This is a genomic window from Paenibacillus glycanilyticus, from assembly GCF_023715145.1.
Taxonomy (GTDB): Bacteria; Bacillota; Bacilli; order Paenibacillales; family Paenibacillaceae; genus Pristimantibacillus; species Pristimantibacillus glycanilyticus_A.
In genome coordinates this window covers 1,113,662-1,139,205 of the sequence record NZ_JAMBNP010000001.1, presented here as the reverse complement: position 1 = coordinate 1,139,205, position 25,544 = coordinate 1,113,662, and the positions used below count along the sequence as shown (strand labels likewise).

At 40.4% G+C, this 25,544-nt stretch carries 15 protein-coding genes and 3 pseudogenes; 14 read left to right on the top strand and 4 right to left on the bottom strand.

Annotated features, from left to right (window positions below; genetic code table 11):
• Positions 1 to 244 precede the first annotated feature (244 nt).
• The 9 genes and pseudogenes from M3194_RS05150 to M3194_RS05115 all read left to right on the top strand — a co-directional run bounded on the left by M3194_RS05150 (position 245) and on the right by M3194_RS05115 (position 15,317).
• Complete coding sequence (locus M3194_RS05150) at positions 245 to 1,954, top strand: fibronectin type III domain-containing protein (RefSeq protein ID WP_251652051.1); 1,710 nt, start codon at positions 245 to 247, stop codon at positions 1,952 to 1,954.
• 219 nt (positions 1,955 to 2,173) lie between these two features.
• Entirely contained in the window at positions 2,174 to 3,958 is a 1,785-nt protein-coding gene (locus tag M3194_RS05145) for a hypothetical protein (RefSeq protein WP_251652050.1), read from the top strand.
• 39 nt (positions 3,959 to 3,997) lie between these two features.
• Positions 3,998 to 7,729 (top strand): RHS repeat domain-containing protein, encoded by a 3,732-nt coding sequence (locus M3194_RS05140; RefSeq protein ID WP_251652049.1) that lies wholly within the window; start codon positions 3,998 to 4,000, stop codon positions 7,727 to 7,729.
• Between the two features lie 25 nt (positions 7,730 to 7,754).
• A complete protein-coding gene (locus tag M3194_RS31605; protein WP_397334272.1) occupies positions 7,755 to 8,165 on the top strand; it encodes an RDD family protein in 411 nt (136 codons plus the stop codon).
• Between the two features lie 543 nt (positions 8,166 to 8,708).
• The gene (locus M3194_RS05135; protein ID WP_251652048.1) at positions 8,709 to 9,161 is read left to right on the top strand and encodes a hypothetical protein; all 453 of its coding nucleotides are present in this window, start codon (positions 8,709 to 8,711) and stop codon (positions 9,159 to 9,161) included.
• Positions 9,162 to 9,769: 608 nt separating this feature from the next.
• Positions 9,770 to 10,282 (top strand): annotated as a pseudogene (sigK, locus tag M3194_RS05130) (RNA polymerase sporulation sigma factor SigK); the annotation flags it as partial.
• Positions 10,283 to 10,737: 455 nt separating this feature from the next.
• Complete coding sequence (locus M3194_RS05125) at positions 10,738 to 11,745, top strand: hypothetical protein (protein ID WP_251652047.1); 1,008 nt, start codon at positions 10,738 to 10,740, stop codon at positions 11,743 to 11,745.
• Positions 11,742 to 13,196, top strand: a complete 1,455-nt coding sequence (locus tag M3194_RS05120) for a hypothetical protein (RefSeq protein WP_251652045.1) — start codon at positions 11,742 to 11,744, stop codon at positions 13,194 to 13,196. The genes M3194_RS05125 and M3194_RS05120 overlap by 4 nt, the downstream gene beginning before the upstream one ends.
• A 741-nt stretch (positions 13,197 to 13,937) precedes the next feature.
• On the top strand, positions 13,938 to 15,317 hold the full coding sequence (locus M3194_RS05115; protein WP_251652044.1) for an ABC transporter substrate-binding protein: 1,380 nt from the start codon (positions 13,938 to 13,940) through the stop codon (positions 15,315 to 15,317).
• 88 nt (positions 15,318 to 15,405) lie between these two features.
• Here M3194_RS05115 and M3194_RS05110 read toward each other — a convergent pair whose 3' ends face one another.
• The gene (locus tag M3194_RS05110) at positions 15,406 to 16,188 is read right to left on the bottom strand and encodes a helix-turn-helix transcriptional regulator (RefSeq protein WP_251652043.1); all 783 of its coding nucleotides are present in this window, start codon (positions 16,186 to 16,188) and stop codon (positions 15,406 to 15,408) included.
• Positions 16,189 to 16,241: 53 nt separating this feature from the next.
• Between M3194_RS05110 and M3194_RS05105 the strand changes: the two genes are divergently transcribed.
• Entirely contained in the window at positions 16,242 to 17,066 is an 825-nt protein-coding gene (locus M3194_RS05105) for a sugar phosphate isomerase/epimerase family protein (protein WP_251652042.1), read from the top strand.
• 197 nt (positions 17,067 to 17,263) lie between these two features.
• Positions 17,264 to 17,710, top strand: a pseudogene (locus M3194_RS05100) (sigma-70 family RNA polymerase sigma factor); the annotation flags it as partial.
• Between the two features lie 46 nt (positions 17,711 to 17,756).
• Here M3194_RS05100 and M3194_RS31600 read toward each other — a convergent pair.
• The 3 genes and pseudogenes from M3194_RS31600 to M3194_RS05090 form a co-directional block, all read right to left on the bottom strand.
• A pseudogene (locus M3194_RS31600) lies at positions 17,757 to 17,825 on the bottom strand (hypothetical protein); the annotation flags it as partial.
• Positions 17,826 to 18,266: 441 nt separating this feature from the next.
• Positions 18,267 to 19,703 (bottom strand): alpha-L-fucosidase, encoded by a 1,437-nt coding sequence (locus M3194_RS05095; RefSeq protein ID WP_251652159.1) that lies wholly within the window; start codon positions 19,701 to 19,703, stop codon positions 18,267 to 18,269.
• A 34-nt stretch (positions 19,704 to 19,737) separates the two neighbouring features.
• Positions 19,738 to 21,765 carry a beta-galactosidase gene (locus M3194_RS05090; protein ID WP_285889084.1) on the bottom strand — a complete coding sequence of 676 codons (2,028 nt, stop codon included), beginning with the start codon at positions 21,763 to 21,765 and terminating at the stop codon, positions 19,738 to 19,740.
• A 199-nt stretch (positions 21,766 to 21,964) separates the two neighbouring features.
• On the opposite strand from M3194_RS05090, the gene M3194_RS05085 reads away from it, so the two are divergent.
• The 3 genes from M3194_RS05085 to M3194_RS05075 all read left to right on the top strand — a co-directional run bounded on the left by M3194_RS05085 (position 21,965) and on the right by M3194_RS05075 (position 25,518).
• Positions 21,965 to 23,626, top strand: a complete 1,662-nt coding sequence (locus tag M3194_RS05085; protein WP_251652041.1) for an extracellular solute-binding protein — start codon at positions 21,965 to 21,967, stop codon at positions 23,624 to 23,626.
• Between the two features lie 94 nt (positions 23,627 to 23,720).
• A complete protein-coding gene (locus M3194_RS05080) occupies positions 23,721 to 24,629 on the top strand; it encodes an ABC transporter permease (RefSeq protein ID WP_251652039.1) in 909 nt (302 codons plus the stop codon).
• A gap of 19 nt (positions 24,630 to 24,648) precedes the next feature.
• Positions 24,649 to 25,518: a carbohydrate ABC transporter permease gene (locus M3194_RS05075; RefSeq protein ID WP_091179955.1), complete on the top strand. Its 870-nt coding sequence runs from the start codon at positions 24,649 to 24,651 to the stop codon at positions 25,516 to 25,518.
• The last annotated feature ends 26 nt before the right edge of the window (positions 25,519 to 25,544 follow it).

Below are 25,544 nucleotides of genomic sequence, written 5' to 3'. Positions count from 1 at the left end.
AGGTGAAGAGCGTTAATAATCGCCGCATGATGGCAATCAATTAAACAATCGGTTACTGTCGTCCGTTAAACTAATTTACCAAATATTAATAACTGAAAAGACCCTTAGTTAAGGATATTAAATTATAATGGATATTGCTGTTATTTTATTTTGTGTAGGTATAAGAAAAGGGAGTGAGGAAGATTAGTATACTCAGATAAGCAAATAGAATAAAAATAAAAATCTGACAACGGGAGATTATTAGATGAAAAGATCTTTATCTAAAATGATTTACACAGCAATATTAATTGCAATTCCCACAACACTCTTATTGAGCTCAAATATATTCGCAAACAGTGGAGAGACAAATAGTGCAGTGCTATCCGATTCCGATAATCCTTGCCTATTCGAAGGATTCAATAAAGTAGCATATCCAGTTTCACAAATGAACCTCAATAATGAAAATATAAAAAAGCCAGCACTTAAAGAAATTGAAGATCAGCGAACTGAATTCACCAAAACATTTCTAAGTAATAACTCTTATATAACAACAACTTCTACATCTCCTCAGCATTATTATGAAGAAGGTAAATGGAAGGATATTAATACAAGTATTACTTACGACTCGCAAACTAAAAATTATAGGACTTCAGGAAGGGAAATTACGACCAACTTTAGCAGTCAGGGAGCTCCAGAAATAAAAGTAAATTCGAAAGATTACCAGTTCGTTTACAAACCACAGAATGCAAATGTAATTGAGCCTTCAGTATTTAACGATACCATTATTTATGGTAATCTGTGGGACGGTACAGATTTAATCTATACGAGCAACTATGATAATTTACTATTATCACTAAAGTTAAATGGACCTAACGCTCCACAGAAGTATGTTTTCACTCTTAATTCAACAGGTACTACCCCTGTCATGGATTCGAGTGGAAACATTAGTTTCTATGACGAAAATAACGAAAAAATTTTTAATATACCCAAAATAGGAGTAAGAGAAATCTCTAATAATGCATCGAAGAGCTACGATGGAGTTTCAATGAATCTTTCAAAGGTTGACGATACATGGGAAATCACAATTACTGTTAACGATAAAGATTTAAGCTATCCGTTGTTGTTAGAAACTACAACTGTTGTACAGTCTTCATGGATTTATACGACTAACAAAAACTATTTCCCGCTCCCGTCAATGCAATTTAATGAAGTGAAAAGTATAGCAGTTTGCTCGCAAAGTGGAGATTACAATCATAGTGTAAATATACCAGCAGAATTATATCTTGCTTATAACACTGTTCCAAGTGAAGAAGCGTTTGGATGCTGTTCTCTTAGACCTGGAGAGGATGGAATAACTGTCATGAATGTAGGAACAGTTAATGAATTTGACGGTGAAAATAGTACTTTTTACAGCGATTCGATGAGCCCTCCTCTTGATGAGCGCTTATATAATGAATGTAATGTGCAGCTTAACTGTACCATTAAAGGAGTAGCATTATATCACCCAGACTGGTATAACTACTTTCATACTGAAGAAGTCCAAGTTTACCATGAAGCATTGCCTCCACCAATTCTACCAGCTACTCCTCAAAATTTACGAACGTCAAACGTGACTACGAATAGCGTAGATTTAGAATGGGATTATGCTACAAACACTAACATAACAGATTACACACTGTATATTAATGGTTCTTCAGTTTATACAATAAATCTTCCATCTACAGCTATTCGAAAGTTTACAGTAGGAGACCTTTCCCCATCCACCGCTTACACTTTTAATATTTCAGCAAGGGATAAGAGTCTTCAAGATTCAACATTAAGCAATGCTGTTACTATTAATACCAAAGATAGATTTAAATCTCAGTACTTCTATGATGCTGCTGGGCGCTTAGATTATATACAATTGTCTACTGGTAAGAAAATTAAATACAACTATGATAGCAATGGGAATCTTGTTAGCACTGTGCTCCAATAAAGGATACTTTGATTGTGATGGAATAAAGTGCATGAATGTGTTGCTAATTCAGAAAAGCGAATTTATAGCACCATCATTAAACACGATCTTGAGTATGAAATAGACAAGCTTATTTACTTAAAGAAATACATTACAAGCAAACGGTAAAGGCGGAGTGAAATTGGCGTTATTAACACTAGGTTCAGTGAAAGTATCTTTTATTTATAAGGTGGAGATTTTGTGTATAGATTCTATAAACTAACGAAATATTTATCCATTCTAATAATTATGAGCATTTTCTTTAATTCAATAATTATCGATTCATATGCAGAGTCTAATACGGATGATGATAGTGAACTGCAAAGTATAAATAAAGAGGTAAATACGAACTACATAGAAAAACTGAAATTTGAGGATGACGAACGTCAATGGATAAATGACCAAATTCAGAAAGAACTTGGGCGTAATTCTAGTACTCAAAATCAAATAAAAGGACTAACTTCAATTCAGCAAATGAAAGAAGCAATGAGTGTCCAAGAGACATCTGACCGAGATCTCAGTGAGCGTTTAATTAGATTAAAAGATAGAGAGTTAAATAACGCATTAACTAAGAGTAACGAAGAACTTGTGGGGCTGAATCTACGAGCTGCCGCTACAGAAACAGGCATAGATGAATCGAAAATTCAAGATAAGCTTGATAGCGGACTAACTTTACAAGAAGGAACAAGCATTTCAAAATCAGAAGAAGGAAGCCGCGGTAGCAACACAAATAAACCCCGAACAATTGTAAATCTTTCTGAGGAAGCAAAGAGCGAAATTACTTCTGACTTAGGTACTATTGATCTAACTAAAACGAATGATTTTTTAGCTAAAGCGTTACCACCAAAGCCTGTAAAACCAAATCTTGAACTTTTAAAAATTGGATCGGGTGAAGCACCGTTTAAAGTTAATCATGACTCTGAGAATATCTCTACAATTTCTGGATCATTGTCTTTAGCTGAATCGGACTTAACCCTCCCTGGACGTAATGGACACAGTTTTTCACTTACAAGAAACTATGATTCAGGATCTTCACAATTATATGAAGCAGATGTGAAAGAACATGTATCTTCTGTTCCCATCTACAACATTAATACAAACTATAAAGTAGATGTCTATGGGACGGTATACTATATAAACTATAATTACCACGTTTTAAATAATAAGTACAAATGCAGTGATAATTCCTTGGTGCTACAAGAGAGCTCATGGTATGATCCAGCATCACCAATTCATGAAGAATTCTCTTCGATAAGTGAACGATCCGAATTCTATAATTCATTGGAACGCTATAAGGTGGAAAATGGACCTGACTATTGTGCCACTGCAGACCGTTACTATTTGCACCAATTCTATTTAGTTACAGAGCTAACATCTGCTTACAAATATCTCTTTACAGATTCAGTTAACTCTGAGGATGGTCCGTATCTATATACCGATGCCCAAGATGCTGTGTCTTATTTTAACAGCCAGAAGGGAAAATTGGCATTTAGCGAGTCCGATGCTGGTTACGATTATAAATTCATATATGATTCTGCTTCACTAATTAATACACCAATTGATAGTTATAATCAGGTTTCTTATTCTAATGATATTGTTGATTCAAAAGATCAGAAGAGAGCGCCGCTTGGTATTGGCTGGACTTGGAATATTCCATATCTTACTTTTGATGATGGCACTTTTGTTCATCTTGCTAACGGCAGCTCGTACAAAGTAGAATCAGGCGTTCTGAAAGGATATCCCTGGAAGGATCTCACTTTAGCAGCAGATACTTCAGTGACAGTTAATGGTTTAAAATCTGCACAGGTTTTGAAAAATGTGCTCACAGGCGAAAAGCAATATTTCGATGATAAAGGAAAGGTATTACAAATCTCCGATTCGTATAATAACAATACGACTTTTAAGTACGCGGACATTGCTCCATATAATACATTATTGACAGAAATTACGGATGCCATTGGCAATAAAATCACTATTCAATATTAAACATCTGCTGTAACCCTTACAATGGGTGATCGACAGGTTGTGTACAAAAAGACTATTCAAAATGGTAAAGAATTACTCACCCAAGTAATTGACCCGATGAATCGTAAAACAACTTACGATTATTCAATATCCACTGCAAAATTTGATTTACTTAGTACAACACCAACTACCCAAAACCCATTCGCACTGATTACAGGTGTGACGTATCCAACAGGGGCTAAAACTGTTTTTGAATATGAAACGACCCCTTTTAAACGTTACACAAGTGCTAGTTCGGTTAATGAAGTATATCGAATTGCTACGCGTAAAGATGTAGTTTCCTATTCGGATCAAACAATTTCCGAATCCAACCGTATGTCTTTTGTTTATCCAACTGACATGGGAAGTTCGTATGATGTCGATATGAATTTTACAACCAAGACCTTTAATGGACAGGTCGAAACGCTCTATACGTATAAAAAGGATTATATTGACAACCAAACGCAACCAATGATTTACAACACCAATATTGAAGCTTCTGATTTGACTACAAAAAAGATAATTAACAATACGTATGACGAAGCAAAACAAATTCCTGCTCCTACTTCTACAACAACCTATTTTCGTACAACATCTGCTGAGTCGGAACATAATATGGATTCACAAACCTATGATGACTATGGAAACATACTTACTAGTACGAATCCCTTGAATCAGACAATTGTGTATACGTATGATCCTGTGACTCATCTAAGAATAACCGAAAAATGGCCTGCCTCAAGTACAACTTCATTATTTGTCGAAATGACTCGCAATCAACAGGGCGATGTAAAAGATTATAAACTTAAACAAAACGACACATCTGGTTCTATACTTCAACATTCAGCATACGAGTACGATAGCTTTGGTAATGTGATTACAACAACAGATTATGACACAACAAAACAAGCGATAGTGAAATTTGAGTATGACGCTGCATATGGGAGTGCCTTCTTGACTAAGCAAACATCTAGTTACAAGGATTCTGACGGGATTCAGCAGAGCATTATCATCAGCTCTACTTATGACAATCTTTCCGGAAACATGATGACGTATACGGATGGTAGAAATAATAAGTCATCCTATCAATATGACAAATTGAATCGATTAACAAAGGAAACATATCCGGATAATTCTTTCGTTAGTGTTGTTTATGATGATACGAATAATCAAACTACTAGAACAAATGAAGCTGGAGCTATAACTAGAGCTACTTTTGATGGTTTAGGTCGGGAAGTTAAAAGTGAAATTTATGATAAAACAGTAAATGAATCAACTCCTACCTTTAAAGCAAAGAATAAAACAGGTTATGATGCTTTGAGTCGGAAGATTTGGGATGAAGATGCTTCTGGTAATCGTACTGCGTATACGTATGACAATCGGGATCGAATAATTAAAGTGACAAATCCAGATTTAACTTATAGCCAAATTAGTTATGATGACATTTTGAGTACGGTTACCGAAACCGACGAAGAGAGTAACTCAATAAAGAAACTCTCTGATCGCTTAGGTCGCGTAACGAGCGTGATGGAAATGGAGAATGGTTCATTCGTTACGAAAACGAAAACACAGTATGATAATTCAAATAACATTACACAAGTTACGACTTATCTTTCCCCAGGTAGTGTAGGGAGTATTACAAAATATTCGTATGATTTGTTGAATCAATTGCGCATAGTGACAACACCGTTGAATGAAGTTTTCACTTATGATTATGATCAACTTGGAAATTCTACTGGAATTACCTACCCGGATAATAAGAAGATATCACAAGAATATAATGAACTTGGTAATATTATTAAATATACTGATGAATCCGGCAATATTAAGAAAATGTATTATGATGCTGAACGTAATCTGTCCAAACTGGTTGATCGTAACAATCAGACCTTTACCTATCAATACGATAACAGAAATAGATTATTGAATCGGTATGGACCAAGTGAGACTGTAAGCTATCAGTATTACCCTGATGGGAAACGCAAGTCAATGACGGATAATACAGGACTTACTCTTTATGGGTATAATAACTTCACAGGTTTGCTCACTAGCAAAACTTATCCTGACGGTAAAACCATTCAGTATGGATACGATCAACGTGGCAATCGTACTGATCTCACAGATCCGTTCGGAAGAAAGATAGCCTATGGATATGACTCCGTTAATCGTATAAGCACTGTAAAAACGGATGATAAATTATCAGCAAGTTATGATTATTACCGTAATGATAAGATTAAAACAATAACACATGGTAATGGTCTAACAAGTAATTATGAATACGATGGACTAGACTTACAATCGGTACAACTTAAAAATTCTTCGGGTGTGATCAACTCTTATAAATATGTCAGTGATTGGAGTGGCAATATAACACAACGAACCGAAAATGGACAGACCAATTCGTACACCTATAATGCATTAGGACAAATTCTTACCAATTCGCAATTTAACGAGATATACGGATACAATGTAAGGGGAAATCGATCGAGTCTCACATCAGATGATACACCTTCATTTAATAACTTTAGTTATATGTATGATGAGTGGAACCAATTAACAAAGGTAACAGATAAAGATTCGGAATCTGTTGAGTACACTTACAATGGTGACGGTCAACTTTATGAGCGGTTTGCAGATGGTCTTCGGACTCGTTATTATTGGGATGACCAGCGTTTAATTGCAGAGGCTACTATAACCAACACTTCTATTAATCCGAAGGCATCTTATGTGTATGGTAACGGCTTGCTTGAACGTATTAATGCTACAAATCAAGCAAGAGCAACTTATCTCCTAAATGGGCATGGAGATGTTGTTGAGTTGCGTGACAATAATGGCAATATATTAAATTCTTATACCTATGATATCTGGGGTAAGCCAATAATTGAACGTGAAACCGTCGATAATCCTTTCCGTTATTCATCTGAATATTGGGATAAGAAATCTGGTTTACAGTACCTTAGAACAAGATGGTATGATCCTTCAACAGCCAGGTTTATTACAGAGGATACGTATGGAGGCCAAATTGATAGCCCGCTGAGTTTAAACCGATACACTTATGTCCAAAATAATCCATTAACAAACATTGACCCATCAGGTCATTGGTGTACGGCAGTTGTTCATGGCAAGTTGTATTCACATGCTGGAGGATGCGATGGTGGAAATAAAGGTGTAAGTGTTAAAAAAGATGTAGGTAATGCAAAGTGGACTCCAGATTATCTACATGTTAGTGCTAAACAAATTTATGCTTCGAAACCTGAAGGTTCTCCGATGACCGCAGCAGATCTTGATATGAGCGAGCTCCCAACCTTACAATTCAAACCAACTCAAGTAAATAAAGAAACTCATCCAATGCTTGATGCTAGTGCTGAATGGGGAACTGGAATTGGAGTCGTAGTAGGGCCAGGAGTGTTTAATGGTGAAGTTAAAGTAACAGTTACGTGGGAATGCTCGATATGGGGGGGATGTGATCCAGAAACCCAAACTCAAGCTAATGAAGTGGTAATTAAAACAAAGTTTTTACCAGTTGGAATTGGGGCAGAAGCATCTTCGAAAATGGATAAAAACGGTAAAGTAACTGGGGCACAAGAATATTATGGTGGAGCGTATATAGGGCCATATCAAGTTGGAAATTTAAAAACTACTGACGATTCTCGTATGGTATTAGAGTTTTCTTTGGGAGGATACTTGGGAGTTGGTGGTGAGGTACATTTTAAGGTTGATCTTACGAGTTTCTATGAACAGATAGTGCATTGAATAAATTAGATTATATTAGGAAGGAATGAAAAAGAATATGTACTTTTTCCGAAGGTGGTTCGCACTAATTATCGATATAATAGTGGTATTAGTAATTACAATTCCACTTGTAATTTTAGTTTTAGTAAATAACAAAAGCATTAGCCTTGATTCTACAACTCAAATGTATATCCAATTAGTTTCATTTATAGCATTATTAATATATTATATAATCTCAGAGTGCTTTTTTGGGGAAACAATTGGGAAAAAGCTTATGGGGTTAACGATAAAATCAATCACGCCTAAAAAGATTTCATTTTTTAGGGTCTTAATTAGAAACTTACTCAGAATCTTGGATCAAGGATTATTTATTGGTTATTTATTAATATTTGTTTCTAAAAAAAAGCAACGAATTGGTGATATGATCTCAGGTATCATAGTAACTATGAAACAGTAAAGATAGCATGCTTCGCCTTTACCTCTAAGAGTAAGGATTGTACTCCAATACAAACTCTTAGAGGTTTCTTTATTTTTCATAAGTTGTTCTATCTTTTAATTGAAGTTAGAATAGAAAAGTGATAAAAATACAAATGATTCACTCTAATCTTAGTTTGACATATTGATGATACGGATAGAAATTATTTTGTTGTACTTATTGATGGAATTAACTTTAATGAAGTCTGTAATTTTGCATCTTTTCACCAAGACTATTGATTGAATCGAACCAAGTTAAAATGGATAAGTTATTATTAGAGATTCCTTCTGAGTTGGTGTATAAAATTATTGTTTGCGTACATGATGGAACGATTCTAGTTTATTAAATGGAAATATATTAGTGGATATACATTTATTTTTCTGAGTATTCAAGGATTAGCCTGACTACAGCTTTATAAAGGTAAGACAACGCCGTTTTACTATTAAACTTCTGAAAAACAGTTAACTCAACTAATTCACACAATAACTTCGAAAATTAGTATCTTATTATGACTAGGAGAAAAACATGAAATTTCGAGGGACAAATGCAATAATTGTCTGGTCAATAATGAATGTTGCATCTATTATTATGAGTCTTATATATTTAAATATATTAATCTCCATTATTTTAATGATTGTATTAATATATGCTATTATACATTATTTCTCATATGACGTTGAAATTAAAGAGTCAAAGATTATAGTGAAGACTTTCTTCATTAAGAAACAAATCTTTGATATTAGTACGATAAAGTTAATTCATGCAATTACTACCAGAAAGGCTGGGTACATTGAAATTCAAATTGGAAAGTCATATCCAGAAGAATTTTATATTCTAGTTTTTAAAAATAATTCAAAGTTTAAAATAAATGCACATCTAAAATATAAAGGAACAAGTTTTGGACGTTACTTGAAGAAACATTATCATATACCATTTAAAGAATTTGAAGAGACTAAATATATTTACGGTAATCCGTAGGAAAGCAATTAATGCAAATTCTTAATCAAGCAATAGAATGTGGTCGTCTAAAGAAAGAGGAATTAAGTATCAATATTCAAAATAAGTTAGGTGCATGAAAGCTACACCTTCCGGCCAAGTTTAAGTTCGTCTAATAATGAGGATGGAAATATTATTTATCATTACGATAGTTGGGGAAGGATGGATCAGCAAACGATATCTGGGAAGGTCTACTCATTTGACTATGATAAATTTGATCGATTATACCATTTGACTTACCCGATGGCCGACCCATCAGGGAATAAATGGTATTACTTGTGGGTTGACGATGCGGCTAAGAATATTTGGAATGCAGCCGAAAGCAGAACAAGTGCCATGCAAAGTAACCCTAACTGGTATACTGTTGGTAACTGGGCAACATTGGAACTTTTGATACGGTAAAGGGAACCTTCGCACCTGAAAAACCTTTATCATTACAGCACTGGGTAGACTCAGCCTCAACTGTATTTCTAATACTGGGATTGGGTAAAGGCATCAGTGGTAATGCAGTTAAGAATTCTACGAAAGATGCAGTACAAAATGTATTGTTCCCCATTTTTTGATTAACAGTATTTACATCGTTTCGTGTTCACAATGTCAAAAAATTCGATAATACCGGCGAGGATCTCGAGGATCTGATCTCGATCGGAACGATCGGATTGATTAAAGCGATCGAGAGCTTTCAGACCGGAAAAGGAACGAAGCTGGCGACATTCGCCGCCCGTTGTATCGAGAATGAAATACTTATGCATTTGCGGTCTTTGAAAAAGACGCGTAAGGATGTATCCCTGCACGACCCGATTGGCACGGACAAAGAGGGCAACGAAATCACGCTGATCGATATCCTCGGCACGGAGGCCGACGATGTTGTGGACCGGGTGCAGCTAAAGATCGAGAAGAGCAAGATTTACCGTAACCTCGATATCCTCGACGAGCGGGAGCAGGAAGTGATCCGCGGCCGATTCGGCCTGGATCATGGCGGGGATGAGCGGACGCAGCGGGAGATTGCGAAGGAGTTGGGCATAAGCCGGAGTTATGTGTCCAGGATTGAGAAAAGGGCGCTGATGAAGCTGTATCATGAGTTTTATAAGGCGAAGAAGTAGAGGTAAGATCTATTTTCACATTAAAAGCTAGACAATCTACTACTCATGTGGATTGTCTTTTTTTCATTGTTACAGGTTTAAAAGTTAGAGAGATCACTTTGAGATAAAACGGATTATTGGTTAAGCAAAGCTTCACATCGTTCCTTCATCCAAACGCTGGCCACTGAACGGGAGTGTATGCATATACCCGGATGGACCATATTCCGGCGTTGCACTCGCTAGATCACCGTTTGTCGATGCAGAACGTATCCCTAGATGGCACAGTCCTATTTATAACTAAAGATTCACCAAATTATTCATAAAGCAACCTCTTGGACGCTAGTGGATGGTTTTTTTCAAGCTTAGTTAACTTTAGTTAATATACATCCAATAAAATTCGCTTTACTCTTATTTTGAAAAATGTCACAAGGAGAGATTCCATGGCAAATTATGCGGAACCTTAAGAGCTTTAGCCCATGGCAGACAGGTTAATCCTTTGCTACTGGCTGCTACTACAACGATCTTTGCTAAATCCAATTATCAAACTAAGAGGTGTATTTATGGGGACTACTCACATTGACATGCATGAGGATCATAAAGACAAAAATGATAGAGAATTGAGAAAGGAAGCGGAGGAATGCGAACGAGATAGTATCGTGCATGCCATAGAATTTAAAGCCGAGGAAAGGAAGCTTCTCTCTGACATCACCGAATCGATCAGAGAAGCATCACTCAAAATTGAAGAGAATTTAGATGTTCAAATCAAGCTTGAAGCATTAGAAGAGAAGCAACAAGAATTTGAAGTGCAATATCAAACAACTATTCAAGAAAAAATAAGTGAACACGGCATTGAATACGATAAGAAGCTAGAAAAGATGGAAGAAAGGATGAAGGAAACACTGAAAGAAATTAAGGAAGCGCAAGAAAAGGTGAAAAACAAAGGAACTTTTTTCACAAGACATAAGTTCATTAGTTTCGTTATTGGAGTTGGAATCAATGTCGCAGCATTAGCTGCAGCATTCATTACCGCCATTTATGCAATTAAAAAAGGCAATGAAAAAGCCAAGATTCCTGGTTTATCCGATGAAGAAATGAAATATATTCGTAACCTTGTTGAGCAATGGAGAAACCTGGATGATCGAGTATTCTGGTCAAAAATGGCACAGAAAATTAAACTAACCGACTGGTCCATTGATTGTCAGATTTATTTCATGACGTACATCAAACAGCTGAGCTTAGAAACAAAATATCCAGGATCTAGTGAGGATAAAGTAAATAAAGTAAATGAATTAGTAGATCTATTTGATCAAACAAAGGATATTTCAACCATTTACACACAAGTTGCATCCTTTATTTATACAGATCCTGCCACACAGAAAGACGTCTATTACAGTCGATTTATTGCGGCTGACTTGTGCCAGCTAGCTTTAAATGAAATTAGAATCGAATTGAAGATGAAAGAAAGTAGGGCTGAAACGAAATGATGACAATAGAAACAACGCAATCACGTTCCAACCTGACGCATCATCCGGTATATGGGAAATACCTATTTGTGTGGCCAGTAACCAGTCAAATTAATATAAATGATTACTTTATAAAGTATCTCGAAATTTCACAGAATTTCTTAGAGAGCCTTTCGGGAGAAGCAGCCACTGATTTAGAGAGACCCTTGATAGCTATTCCTAAGGAATATTACGCAACTCTTAGTAATGATGCAGCCGAAAATTTACGAAGACGCGAAACACTAACCTATAAAGCTTTTGAAAGACGGTTTCCTTTGCTGGATGGTGAGTTGTTAATCGAGGAATTGGCAACAGGACTTTTGCAAGATTGGCGGGGGTTTAAAGCTGGGACTTTCGTATATAGCAGAAAAACGAATTTTGCCGAGCTGTTTTTCATATTCCCGCATGTGTCTATTCACGAGGAGACCGGTATCATTATTACATCCGCTCATGTGATATCTTCACCGGGCATCCATCTTGCAGCTGTAGATCATAATCAAGCAGCAATCACAGTTATAGATTGCGCCTTAACGTTTACAGAGCTGGCTTGTTTTGCAATTCCAGTTGCCGGTGTATTTGTTTCAGGTGCAGTGTCTGTCATTCATACCGTATTTTCGGAATACATAGCACCGACACTATTGCCGCTAAGTCCAAAGAAATCTGTAGCAGATAGTCTGCAAGATATTCTGAATCGTCATGATATTGACCTCAGCTTTAATACTTTTATTACTTATTACAACTGGTTCCATGATCATTATGAGATTGAAAAAAATAAACAAATCGTTGAGGAGTCGGAAGATTACCACAAACAGTTTAAGGAAACCTTAAGCTATTCCCTTGATCCTAATTTCGGTTTGCAAAATAGCCTCACTTTATTACAAAATCCAAGCCATGATATATGGGGACTAAATGTTTTCATGTTTGGTGCTTCATTCGATCTCACCCTACGCAAAGTTGCTATATTGGTCGATAGCTTCGTGCAGCGCAGACTGGATTCTATTGAGTTTCCGATCATGCTGGAAAGATATAAGCAATACATTGAACATGCTAACGCTACGATTCAAAAAATCGAAGACATTATTGAGAACCGTTTAGATCAGGTATCGGGTACATACCATTTTGGCTCTAGTACTTGTTTTGGAGCAGGATGTGCTGCAGGAACCGGCTGGCGGTTTGATGACGAAGCGGCTGGAATTCTGGATAGAGAACACCGTTATTATGATACAGATACTTGCAAAGGGTCAAAGGAAACTGCTCTCGCACGAGCCGAGAAAGGAAGAGAACAATATTTGGACAAACTCCGTGCCTCTATGGTAAAGACCTATTATCACAATCAAAAAGAGAAGTATATAACTATTATTGAAGAATGGACAAATAGCTATCGCGAGCGTAAGTCACAGTGGGAAGAGCACATTGCAAACAATGAAAAATAGCGTCCAAAGTATATTTGAAGCATGGTGTATTTTTATGAACTACGGCTAAGCACGTTATAGTAATGGTCAAATTGAAACGGTTCTCAAACAGGAAAGATGTTATCAAGCTAATTAGGGAATGCATTGTAAATCGGAGAGACTTTACAGTTGAGACGAAACTCGCAGGTGGCAATGTAATTCGCCAAATGCGTGAAGCGAAAGCAAATGATTTGAGATTAAGACGTCATCTGACTTCATTGGAAAATTTAATTGAACACTTGGATGTTATTGATCACTTCCAGACTGGCAAGGGGACAAAGTTTTATGAGGCGAAGAAGTGAAAAGGTTATTCTTAAATTAAGTGGTACTATGAGGTAGTTGATAATGTCAGAAAAGAGCATTGCGATCATGCAGTGCTCTTTTCTTATGCTAATTTAGATTTTTAGTATTAGTCCCTTTGTTAATTACCCCATTGATCGGAATAATCCCCTTTCTTTCTAACTCGGCAATCTTGCTTTCGATTTTGCTCATGACCTCCAGCTCGCGTTTAAATGAGACAGGCTGCCTTTAGGAAGCTGTCGACTTTTTGGATTAATGATTTGAAAATCTATGTCTGAATTTTCGCTCTTTATAGAATTAATGTTTGAAACTTACAAATCAAGTTTAGATTCTCCATGGTTTGTTTGCCGGAAAGCAGATAACATTTCTTATTGTAAGCGCTGTACTTCAGAAGAGACAGCCAAATTATGGGGGGGATATTAGATGTGGAAAAGGAAGTCGCTGCTTATGTCGTTGATTCTGATTCTGCTATTGGCTGCTGGATGCAGCAGCAACGGCGGCAGTAACAAAAACAACAACGCAGGAGTCGACAGTACGCCTGCTTCATCGGAATCGGAAGCCAATGATGCAACTCCTGCTGCAATTCAGGATGATACCGGAACACCTGAGATGGATTTCGACATGGGCGGTCGAACTATTAAATGGGTTTCCTGGTATGACGAATCCATCAAGGAAGATAATCCGGATAATATCAAGCGAAAGCAGAATCTGGATGAACTAATGAAAAAACATAATTTCAAGATTGAATATGTCATAGTTGACTATGCAGAATATTCCAGCAAGGTTACAGCCTCGCTGCTTGCCGGAGAACCGATCGGCGACATTATCCGGATGGCGAGACCGTGGATGATTCCATCGCTTGTTAAGCAGGAGCTATTCTCTCCTGTAGACGAATATACGAAGAATGACAAGGTATTTATTCAGCAATATACAAACGATTATTCGCAGTATGAGGGCAGAGGCTATGGATTCCGCTCCGGAATTAACGGCGCATCGTCAGGTATTTTCTATAACCGTACTCTGATGAATAAATTAGGCATGAAGCCACTGCAGGATTATGTGAATGATGATAACTGGAACTGGGATACTTTCATCCAGGTTGCCAAAGAAGCTAACAAAGATACGGACAATAACGGTAAGCTGGATACATGGGGTGTCGCTACAGCCTCTATTCTGGTGCAGGCGCTGGCTTCCAATGACGCCAATCTGGTCGCAGATGATAAACAGAATTTGGAGGATCCGAAAACAAAGGAGACCCTGGAGTTCATCTCCAAGCTTGCTACGGAAAACGTCGCTAGACCTACAGAAGGCGGAGACTGGACGGAACCTGGGCAGTTTTTCCGTCAAGGCAACACGTTGATGTATGCGGGAAGCGATTATGAGATGGATGGCTTCAAGAAGGATATGCCGGATATGGATATCGGATTCCTGCCATTTCCTAAAGGACCTAGCGCGGTGGAATATCGCTCGCATTTGACGATCCCGAACTACATGACCATTCCGAATATAATAGAGCATCCTGAGCAGTTGGTCTATATCTATGAGAAAATCAATGATATCGATTCGATTTACGATTATCCGAAGCAGGCCTCGCTGGAAACGTTATTTAGCAATGAGGATGATATCAATAACGCCAAGAAAGCAGGAGAAACGATTAATAGAGTTGACGGAAAGGATGGTTATCCGAATATGCCTTACTATGAAATGGTCGGCGAAATTCTGGAGGGTGTATCGGTATCCACAGTCATTGACAAATACAAAGAGCAATTCCAGTCGTCTATTGATGAAGTCTGGAAGAAGTAACAGCCCTTTGAACGACAAGGACAGGTCCCCGTTGCAGCAGTAATGGGGACCTCTGTCTTTCATCTGCTATGCCGTTATAACACGAAGATCATTTTATTTTGGCGGCGGATGGAGGATATCCCTTTATCTCTTTAAATACTTTGCTGAAATAATAGATATCTTGGATGCCGCAGCGCTCTGCGGCATCCTTAACGGTGAAATCACCGGAAGAAAGCATCATTTCTGCGTTATTGATCCGGATGCGGTTGACATATTCTTTGAAAGACATTCCGGTATTCTGCTTGAATAGCTTTCCGAAGTACACAGGATGCAGTCTCAAACCTTCTGCGATTTCATTAATAGCTATATGATCTGAGTAATGTTCTGTTAAATATTCTATAAGCTTCTTTATTCGGGGATCCAAAGAGGTTGGTAAATTTCGGTGAAAGCTGGTTAACAGACGGTGGATGATCAATTCGAATAGTGCCCGTGCCTGAATATGGTAATAAGGCTGCTTGCTCATCCACACATGGTTAAATTCACGCAGATAGCTTAGGATCTCTTTCGTGATAACCTTTTTCGTCAGCCCCTGAAAGGGCATGTGAATATGATTATGAGGATCTGCCCAGTAGAAGTTAAAAGGATAGGAATGCATAGGAGTATCTTTAAAGGTATGAGCTTCCCGCACACTGCCGCTAGGAACATAGATGAGATCTCCTGCTTCAGCGGTGAATTTCTTGCCGTCAATATAGTAATTAGCCTTTCCTTCAATAACAAAGGTGAGATCGTGAAAGCTGATTCTAGCCTTTTGTATGGTCCAATCCGGATAACATCTTCGATCAACAAACAAAAAGATATTAGGAACAAGATAGGGATGGTGTTCTAGGTCCAATATGGTTCGCCTCCTATAGAGCATATATAGATTACATGCAAAGGGAGATCGTTATGATTACATTAACAGGCTTTGCTGATGAAATCGCATCAGAATTGGATATTCAGCTGGATGTCCTCGAATCGGAACAAATCCATCATCTAGAGCTGCGAAGCGTTTGGGGGAAAAATGCATTACAGCTCACTGATGATGAAGCCGTAAAAGTAAAAGGAATATTAGAGGACAGGGGGTTTCAGGTATCTTCCATAGGCTCTCCATTAGGTAAAATTAAAATAACCGACAATTTTGATCTGCATCTCGAAGAGGCCAGGAAGGCAATATGGCTTGCATCGTTTTTTCAGGTTTCATATGTCCGTATTTTTTCTTTTTATATTCCTGACGGTGAACATGATCGCTACCGTTCGGAAGTTCTCTCGCGCATGCAAAGTCTTGTGCAATTGGCGGAGAGAGCAGGTATCGTTTTACTACACGAAAATGAAAGCCATATTTATGGGGACAACGGCGAAAGGTGCCGGGATTTGTTACAAGCCATATCATCGCCTTATTTACGCGCTGCCTTTGATCCGGCAAATTTCGTGCAATGTAAGGTGAGTCCAGTAACTGAAGCCTATCCTTTGTTGGATGAATATATCTCCTATATTCATATTAAAGACGCTGTCATGGAGACTGGTTCAGTTGTTCCATCCGGTGAAGGAGATGGACAGTTGAGGCAGCTTTTACAAGTATTGAAGCAAAAAGGATATTGCGGATATCTGTCGCTGGAACCACATCTGCGGGCCGCTGGGAGACTGAATGGGCTTAGCAAGCCGGAATTATTCATTGTTGCTTCAAGAGCGATCAAACTATTATTAGCAGAGCAGAATATACCCTGGTCTTAATAATGCACGGGCAGCCGGTTTGTTGCGACCGTTTTTTTATTTCTTTCATGATAGGTTTAGATTTAAATGACTTCAATCACTTTCAATAAAGCTCTATAATCGCTAAGGTGAAAAATCTATAATTAGACAGGCAACTTAAATGAATTGAATAAATTTGGAAGGCAAGGGATAGCAGCTCTAGTGGTCGCACAAGGTGAATTCGCATATCCAATCGTGTAGTTGGCACTGCATCGTTTCGTGTTCACAATGTCAAAAAATTCGATAACACAGGGGAAGATCTCGAGGATCTGATCTCAATTGGCACGATTGGATTGATTAAGGCTATTGAGAGCTTTCAGACCGGAAAAGGCACAAAACTGGCAACATTTGCCGCACGTTGTATTGAGAACGAAATACTTATGCATCTTCGTTCATTGAAGAAAACACGCAAGGTTGTATCCTTGCATGACCCGATTGGTACGGATAAGGAAGGCCATGAAATTACGCTGATCGTCATTCTTGGCACGGAGGCCGGTGATGTCATAGACCGGGTGCAGCTGAAGATTGAGAAGAGCAAAATCTACCGCAATCTCGATATCCTCGACGAACGGGAGCATGGCGGGGATGAGCGGACGCAACGGGAGATTGCGAAGGAATTGGGGATTTTTAAACTGCACCCCGTCAAGTAGACACTACAAATAAATAAAAACACTAGGCGGCCTTAGTCCTGAATGCCACGGGACTGAGGCCGTTTAATTTTGCCTGTAAACGCTCATGGTTGTAGAAGGTTGAGGGTGATTTTCACGGTATTTACGATTTTACTAAAGATAATAATCGGATTGCTGCTTGCAATTCTAGCAAATAAGGAGGTCCGGCTCAAAAATTTTCATCGCGTCATTCTATTTATGCTATCAATCATCCCGATGCTTGTTGTCGGTATTATCTTTAAATCTATTTTTAATCCGGAGTAGGTACAGCTTTAATAACCGTGCTGTTCGTCATTAAGACACTATTAGGCTGCTTTGCCCTTGGCCATCATTCCCATTTTACTCAGCGACATTTTGACTTTATGAGACATGAGCTTTGAAAATAAGGAGCGCCTCTTATGATGGGTTTGTAGACAACACATCAAGGAGGCGCTCTTATGACGTTACTTTTCAAGTATATGCTCCTACAGAAACAGGATTTATTTTTTCACCTGTCTGCTGTAAAGGGAGCTTATCATGAGGTTGGATTTCCCTCGTTGTTATATACTTCAAACCCGGAAATCGTTGGACACCAACGGGACTCCTCGATCACCAATCTAATCTGTCTTGCTGTCGTCTTATCGAAGGTGAGAATACGTTTATAGCCCACAATCGTACATCCGGCAAGCGGCTTCCATGTGTCGTCCTCCAAAACCTCTATACGAAGCTTTTCAATACGTTGACCAGAGCGAATATGCTCTTGCAGTACAATTGTATCGAAGGTACGTACTGATTTTAGGTCAATGTCAATAACCGCCCGCTCTGTACCTTCTCGTGGACGCCAGTAAGAATCCTTGTTGCCATCAAGCATACGCATCGCGTTATGGTTATCGTCAAGCGATTCCTCTGCGACTGCAAGAGCTCCGGAGGCAAGATTTTGATCAAATACAGTTCGGATAACTTGGCCAAGCTCCGCCATGCGTCGAGCATCGTTCTCATGGATAAGCCCTCGTTTGTCGGGAGGCAAGTTCAACAGAAAGGTAGAGTTTCCTCCAACCGCTTTGTAATAAATATCGAGCAGAGCTTCAAGGCTTCTTACCTTGTCGTCTTCGGCAGAGTGGTAGAACCAGCCTGGCCGGATGGACGTATTCACTTCAGCGGGATACCATATAAGCTTATCTTTGCTTTTAATGGCTTCTCTGCTTCCCAGATTCTCGTCGCGTGAATTAGAGCGTTTTGAGAATTCGCCATCGTCCACATGCTGAGAATCCTCCTGAATTTTCTCGCAATCCTGAAGCTCTTCGGGAACAACGCTCCATTCCGAGTCCCGGGTATGGCCTGCTTCATTGCCGCACCATCGAACATCCGGGCCGCATACGGAAATAACCGCATTCGGCTGATGCTCGCGAATGACCTTGTAATAGCCGTCCCAATCGTAAATCTGCTTTAAGCCATTAGGTCCTTCTCCGCACGCGCCGTCAAACCACACACAAAAGACATCCCCATAGTTGGTGAGAAGCTCTCGAAGCTGATCCTTGAAGTAGTTGTTATACTCATCCGTTCCGTAACGCTCATCATGCCGATCCCATGGCGACAGATATACGCCAAAGGCCAGACCGCCTTCGCGGCATGCATCTGCTACTTCTCTAACTAAGTCGCCTTCTCCGTCTCGCCACGGACTGTTCTTGACCGAGTGATCGGTGTATGCGCTTGGCCATAGACAGAAGCCGTCATGATGTTTGCAGGTTAGGATCAGCCCTTTCATGCCTGCCGATTTGCATACCTCAACCCATTGCTTTGCGTCAAATTCGGTTGGATTAAAAATGGAGGGCTCCTCGTCGCCAAGACCCCATTCTTTATCCGTAAACGTATTGACCCCGAAATGAATAAAGGAATAGAACTCAAGCTCTTGCCAAGCCAATTGTCTTGCTGACGGCACGATCTGCGCGGCATGTTTGATTTGTTCGGTCATGGTCATAATAAGTCTCCTCCAATAGTCGTAGTCGTTAAATTAGCAATTCTGCTTCGTATCCGCTCAAGACCATCACTTGCTCGTAATGACGACCGGTCAATAATCCTTTTGCAGGCTTGTTGATTTGAATGGTTTGATCCGTGCCCGTTGTGTTCACATAGATGGTAGAATCATCTTCCAGCTTGCGGGCGACTACGCCAAGAGGTGTAGTTGGCCCTGGGTTAACCCCCAGTTTCTGATATAATTGCTCAAGCATCGAGCTTAAAAAGGAAGTGTCGGCAGGAATAGCGACATAAATGGCTTCTCCCTTGCCGTAAATGTTTCTCGTAACGGCAGGCGATAATTCAAGCGTATTTGTGAAAGATGCCATTGCCTTGGCAGTGCGAGTTTCGAGAATTTCATAATAATCGATTTCAGGCACATGTTCATTTCCCCCAAGAAGGATAGCCGGCCGCTCTCTTTCCAGCCGGAGTTCAGCCTTCTCCAATCCACCCGCATTCTCAACGGGAGTATGGCTTCTGGTTCGCATGAAGGCTCCGCAGCGGATGCCGAATACATCGCTTAGTTCACCAGGCAGGGTAGTGTCGAATACCTGGTTATGCTCGTTAACCTTCGCCGAGTAGGCCGTCATAATGACGGTTCCGCCATTCTCCACATAGGAACGAATGGCCGCAGCGGAGGCCTTGTCCATTACTGCATGGCCAGGCACAATCAATATCTTGTAGTCCTTGCGCATATCTCGCAAATTTACGATGTTGCAATCCAGATTAGCTCTTACAAGCGCCTCGTAGGCTTGAAGCACCTGATGGGTATAATCTGTTTTGTAGAAGCTCCGGTTGCCGGCCATTACCTTCAAACTTTCATAAGAATAAGCAATGGCAATCTCCGGTTGCGGCTTTCTAGGGAAGCCACGGTCCTGCAGCAGCTTGAATTCTTCCGAGAATTGCTTGAATTCATCATACTTCCATCCCGGAATGCCGTCATGATCGAGCAGACCGAATATATACTGCTCCTCACCGCCCAGCATGGAGCGCCAGGTCCATGCGCAAACCGCTTGGGATCTATGAATGAGTGACAAGTAGGCATACATTCTCATCGCTTTGCGCGGAGAGCCGTAGCCTCCAAAATCACCTGTCTGGAATTCGAGACACCATATCGGCTCGTCAAGCTCCCCAGTCCGATGATCCATGAAGAAGCACGCGGCAGTCAAAGCACGCCTATCTTCAGGGTTGGTGCCCGGATAGAAGCCTATGCCCGGCAAATCCACAATATCCCGGTATTGCTTCAAATAATCGAACCCGTAACCGGGATTTTCGGACCAATGATTGGTCGTCTCTCTTGCACCAGGAGCTAATTTTTTGACCAGCATGCTCAAGCTATGCATATAGGCTAACGTTTCGTCGGAATAGAAACGCCACATATCCAGAACGCGTTCCGGAGCGCCTTGGATGTGTCCGGATATGGGGAGGACGACATCTTGGAAACTGTTTAGCTTACGCGACCATCTCTGGGTAGTCCAGGCTGCATTCAGATTTTCAATCGTTTCGTATTTAGTTGCCAGCCAGTCAACAAAACGTTCTCTGGCTGCGTTGGAATAAGAAGGGGCACCGGAGCCAAGCTCGTTGCACAAACCAAAAGCATACAGCGCAGGGTGGTTTCGATACCGGCGCACCAGCTTTTCGGCAAATCTTAACGCATATTCCTGAAACGCTGGATGCCCGATATCATCCATATAACGCGATTGCGCTTCCATTCGATTTCCGTTTGAATCCGTCAGGCTGATGCCGGGATATTTTTTGTGTAGCCATGTAGGAGCAGGTCGGGTGGCAATATCGAGTACGACCTTGATTCCGGCTTCATGAAACAGGTCCATAACCTCATCAAACCAATCAAAAGTAAAATTCCCTTCAGAAGGCTCATAGCTGTCCCAGCATAAATGCCCGAGACGTACTATATTAAAAGAAGCCTCGCGCATTAATTCAATGTCGCGTCTCCACCGCTCTGGTGGCCAGTCGTGCGGATGGTAGTTAGTTCCCGCAAACAGCAAGTTGATCACCGCCATATAAAAATTATAAAAGATACAAACTATATTAGATGCTGTAATGTAAATAAGAAATATAAAAAATATATTTAATTATATAAAAATATGAACATCTAAAATACTGACCAAAATAGTTATATATTTATCGTTTTATTTATATTTAATCGCTTTAGAGGAGGGCAGTATACTGAGAATCAAACCAATACAAGGAGGTCGTGAAATGAAAAAAAGAATCACAAGAAAAACGTCAATCGCCCTTATTGCCGGTCTTGCTCTGTTGACTGCAGCCGGTTGCAGCTCATCTGATCCGAATTCGAATTCAAGCTCGAATCAGAACGAGCAGGGAAGCAACGGAAATTCAACAAAAGGAGAGGCCACGATTACGCTGGGACGAGTTGTCGGCTCAGACAATCAATTTAAAAATGGCGAAAGTATTGAAGATAATGTTCATACCCGGTGGGCGAAGGAAAGGTTTGGAATCAATTTCAAGGTAGATTGGACGGTTGGTACCGGAGAAGCTTACTCCACCAGACTCCGGCTGCTGCTTAATTCCAATGACAAGCTGCCGGACGTATTTACGTTAAGCGACCCGACTTTGGAGAACCAGGTTGTTGATTCCGGCAAGGTGATGTCAATAGACGAAGCGTTTGATAAATATGCATCGCCGCGAATCAAAGAGCTGTACGCGCAATATCCTGAAATCTGGAACACGGTGACCTACGATGGCAAGCATTACGGACTTCCGACCTTTAATGCGAACAGTTCCTTCAGTGTCTTATGGATACGTCAGGACTGGTTGGACAAGCTGGGGCTCAAGGCGCCAAAAACAATTGAAGAAATGGAAACCGTCATGGATGCGTTTGTAAATAAAGACCCGGACGGAAATGGAGTCAAGGATACTATTGGTTTGTCTGTGTCTCTAAAAAAAGGCGTATCGGCCGTTAAAGATACCTACATGGTTTCAAGCGACTTTATTTTCGGTAAAAAAGCCGTTCCGACTTATTGGACAGAAGCAGAGGATGGAACGCTGCAATACGGATCCATTCAACAGACGGTCAAGCAAGGACTCGCTAAACTTAGCGAATGGATGAGCAAAGGTTATTTGGATAAAGACGCTGGCGTGCAGGATGAAGCGAAGGCGGCGGAGAGCTTTGTCCAAGGAAAATCGGGCATGGTATTCGGACCCACCTGGATGGCGACGTTTCCGTTTAATGCAGATATGAAGTTTGATTATGTCCCTGTTCCGATTCCTGCGGGCGTAGACGGAAACATGGGATTTGGCAGCGAACCGCAATCTTCCGTCCGTTTTTATTTCAACAAGGACTTTAAGTATATGGAAGCCTTCTTTAATTATCTGGATGCCATTATGGGACCAGGTTTTTACGATCCCGAATCGGAGCTGGCCAACGGTTGGGCGGAGGGCTACGACTATGTCATGGTTAACGGAGAACCGGTATATGATCACGATAAAATCCCCGGCGGCTGGATCGATGTAAAGAAATATTCTATCTACGGCAATGATATTCAAACGCCGAAAAAGGAGCTTGAAGTAATGGCCAAGCTTGGTCAGGACGTTAAACCGGAAACCCCATATGAGAAATATTTCTCCGCAAGACCGAAAAAGTGGGCTGATGCGGCTGCTGTTCTTCAAACCTATATCGATGACGCTGCTGTATATGATCAATTCACCGGACCGCCAACGAAGACAATGGCGCAGAAGGGCGAATTGCTTCGCAAGATGGAAAACGAAACATTCTTGAAAATTATTTACGGGCAAGAGTCGCCAGATTCGTTCGACAGCTTCGTGAAAAAATGGAAATCATCGGGTGGTGACGAGATCACCAAAGAAGTAAATGATTGGTACCAAGCGGTTAAAAAATAAGGATTGCATCAATAGCGGCAGGCCTTGCGCAAGGGATTGAAACGTTAGGTCTGTCTCGCTCTTACAATGGAAATAGGAAGGAGCTGCACAGACAATGGAATGGAAAAAAGGCAGGATAAGATTTATTCGCCAGCTTCCTCTTCATTTGCTTATATTGCCGTCAATCATCTGTCTGCTTATATTCAATTATGCTCCTATGGCTGGTCTGCTCATGGCATTCCAGGATTATAAGCCCCGTCTCGGCATTCTTCATTCGCCGTGGGCCGGACTTGCGCATTTTCGATATATGTTTTCGTATCCGGACAGTGTTCAGGTTATTTACAATACTCTACTGATAGCATCTCTTAAAATAGTAGCGAACACCGTGGTGCCTATTGTGTTTACACTGCTGCTTAACGAAGTGAGAGCAGTTGTATTCAAACGCTTTGTTCAAACTTTCGTCTATTTGCCGCATTTTCTATCTTGGGTCATCCTTGGCGGTATTCTCACAGACGTACTGGGGAATAAAGGTATTGTTAATAATCTGCTCTCCTTCACGGGCGCAGATCCCATTTTCTTTCTAGGAGATGGCACTTGGTTTCGTATTACGGTCATTATCAGCGATGTGTGGAAAGAGTTTGGCTTCTCAACCATTATTTATCTCGCCGCCATGAGCGGAATCAATATGGCCTTGTATGAAGCTGCTGAAATAGATGGCGCCGGCCGTTTCAAGCAGACGCTGCATGTTACTTTGCCGGCAATGGTGCCCGTCATACTTGTTGTGAGTACGCTGGCTCTGGGTAACATTCTGAATGCCGGCTTTGATCAGATATTTAACCTGTATAACCCGCTTGTATATCGAGAAGGGGATATAATCGACACCTTCGTATACCGGGTTGGCCTAATGGGCGGATCGTTTAGTTTTGCGACAGCAGTCGGCTTGTTCAAATCGGCAGTCAGCTTTGTATTAATTGTCGTGTCGTATAGACTTGCTTACCGGTTTGGCAATTATCGTATTTTTTAAGTAAAGGCAGGCTGATCTTATGTATCGTAACACACTCCGATATCGTTGGTTTGCATCGTCGAATGCGCTGCTGCTTACGGTTATATCCATATTATGTATTCTGCCGCTTGTCCATGTGGCCGCTGTTTCTTTCAGCTCGAGTTCTGCAGCAACGGCAAATCAGGTTTATTTCTGGCCAGTTGGGTTTAACAAAGAGGCCTATCTGAGAACGCTGGATAATCCCTTGTTCCTGCACTCTCTGGTTCTATCTGTAGAGCGGACGGTTGCCGGTACTCTGCTTTCTATGATGCTGACCGTCACAGCGGCGTATACCTTGTCGCGCTCGTTTTACGGAAGGGCTTTTTATTCCTGGTTTTTTGTCTTTACCATGCTCTTTAATGGCGGACTCATTCCAACCTATATGGTAGTTACAGGGCTTCATTTAACCAACACGCTTTGGGCTCTTATCCTGCCATCGGCAGTTAACGTGTTTAATACCATTCTCATGATGCAGTTTTTTCGTGCAATCCCAAAAGAACTTGAGGAGGCCGCGCATATTGACGGAGCCGGTTACTTAAGATCCTTGACTTCGATTTATCTTCCTTTATCGCTTCCTTCTCTGGCCACGCTGTCGTTATTTGCGATGGTCTGGCACTGGAACTCTTGGTTCGACGGATTAATCTATATGACCGATTACAGGCAATATCCGCTGGCAACGTTTCTTCAGACGATTATACAAAGCGGAGATATGAGGAATACCAATATCGATCCCGGACAATTGCAGGTCCTTTCGGAAAGAACCGTACGTTCGGCTCAAATATTAATTGGAGCGCTTCCCATATTAATCGTTTACCCGTTCCTGCAGCGTTTTTTTGTGCAAGGATTGACGATGGGCGCCGTGAAGGAATAGAATAGGCAAAAAATCGGGAGTCGGGA

What these genes read in the sequence shown, in the direction of transcription:
- M3194_RS05150 (WP_251652051.1), top strand. Translation starts at nt 245, where the DNA reads ATGAAAAGATCTTTATCTAAAATGATTTACACAGCAATATTAATTGCA.
- M3194_RS31605 (WP_397334272.1), top strand. Translation starts at nt 7,755, where the DNA reads ATGAAAAAGAATATGTACTTTTTCCGAAGGTGGTTCGCACTAATTATC.
- M3194_RS05135 (WP_251652048.1), top strand. Translation starts at nt 8,709, where the DNA reads ATGAAATTTCGAGGGACAAATGCAATAATTGTCTGGTCAATAATGAAT.
- M3194_RS05125 (WP_251652047.1), top strand. Translation starts at nt 10,738, where the DNA reads ATGGCAGACAGGTTAATCCTTTGCTACTGGCTGCTACTACAACGATCT.
- M3194_RS05120 (WP_251652045.1), top strand. Translation starts at nt 11,742, where the DNA reads ATGATGACAATAGAAACAACGCAATCACGTTCCAACCTGACGCATCAT.
- M3194_RS05115 (WP_251652044.1), top strand. Translation starts at nt 13,938, where the DNA reads ATGTGGAAAAGGAAGTCGCTGCTTATGTCGTTGATTCTGATTCTGCTA.
- M3194_RS05105 (WP_251652042.1), top strand. Translation starts at nt 16,242, where the DNA reads ATGATTACATTAACAGGCTTTGCTGATGAAATCGCATCAGAATTGGAT.
- M3194_RS05095 (WP_251652159.1), bottom strand. Translation starts at nt 19,703, where the DNA reads ATGACCGAACAAATCAAACATGCCGCGCAGATCGTGCCGTCAGCAAGA.
- M3194_RS05090 (WP_285889084.1), bottom strand. Translation starts at nt 21,765, where the DNA reads ATGGCGGTGATCAACTTGCTGTTTGCGGGAACTAACTACCATCCGCAC.
- M3194_RS05085 (WP_251652041.1), top strand. Translation starts at nt 21,965, where the DNA reads ATGAAAAAAAGAATCACAAGAAAAACGTCAATCGCCCTTATTGCCGGT.
- M3194_RS05080 (WP_251652039.1), top strand. Translation starts at nt 23,721, where the DNA reads ATGGAATGGAAAAAAGGCAGGATAAGATTTATTCGCCAGCTTCCTCTT.
- M3194_RS05075 (WP_091179955.1), top strand. Translation starts at nt 24,649, where the DNA reads ATGTATCGTAACACACTCCGATATCGTTGGTTTGCATCGTCGAATGCG.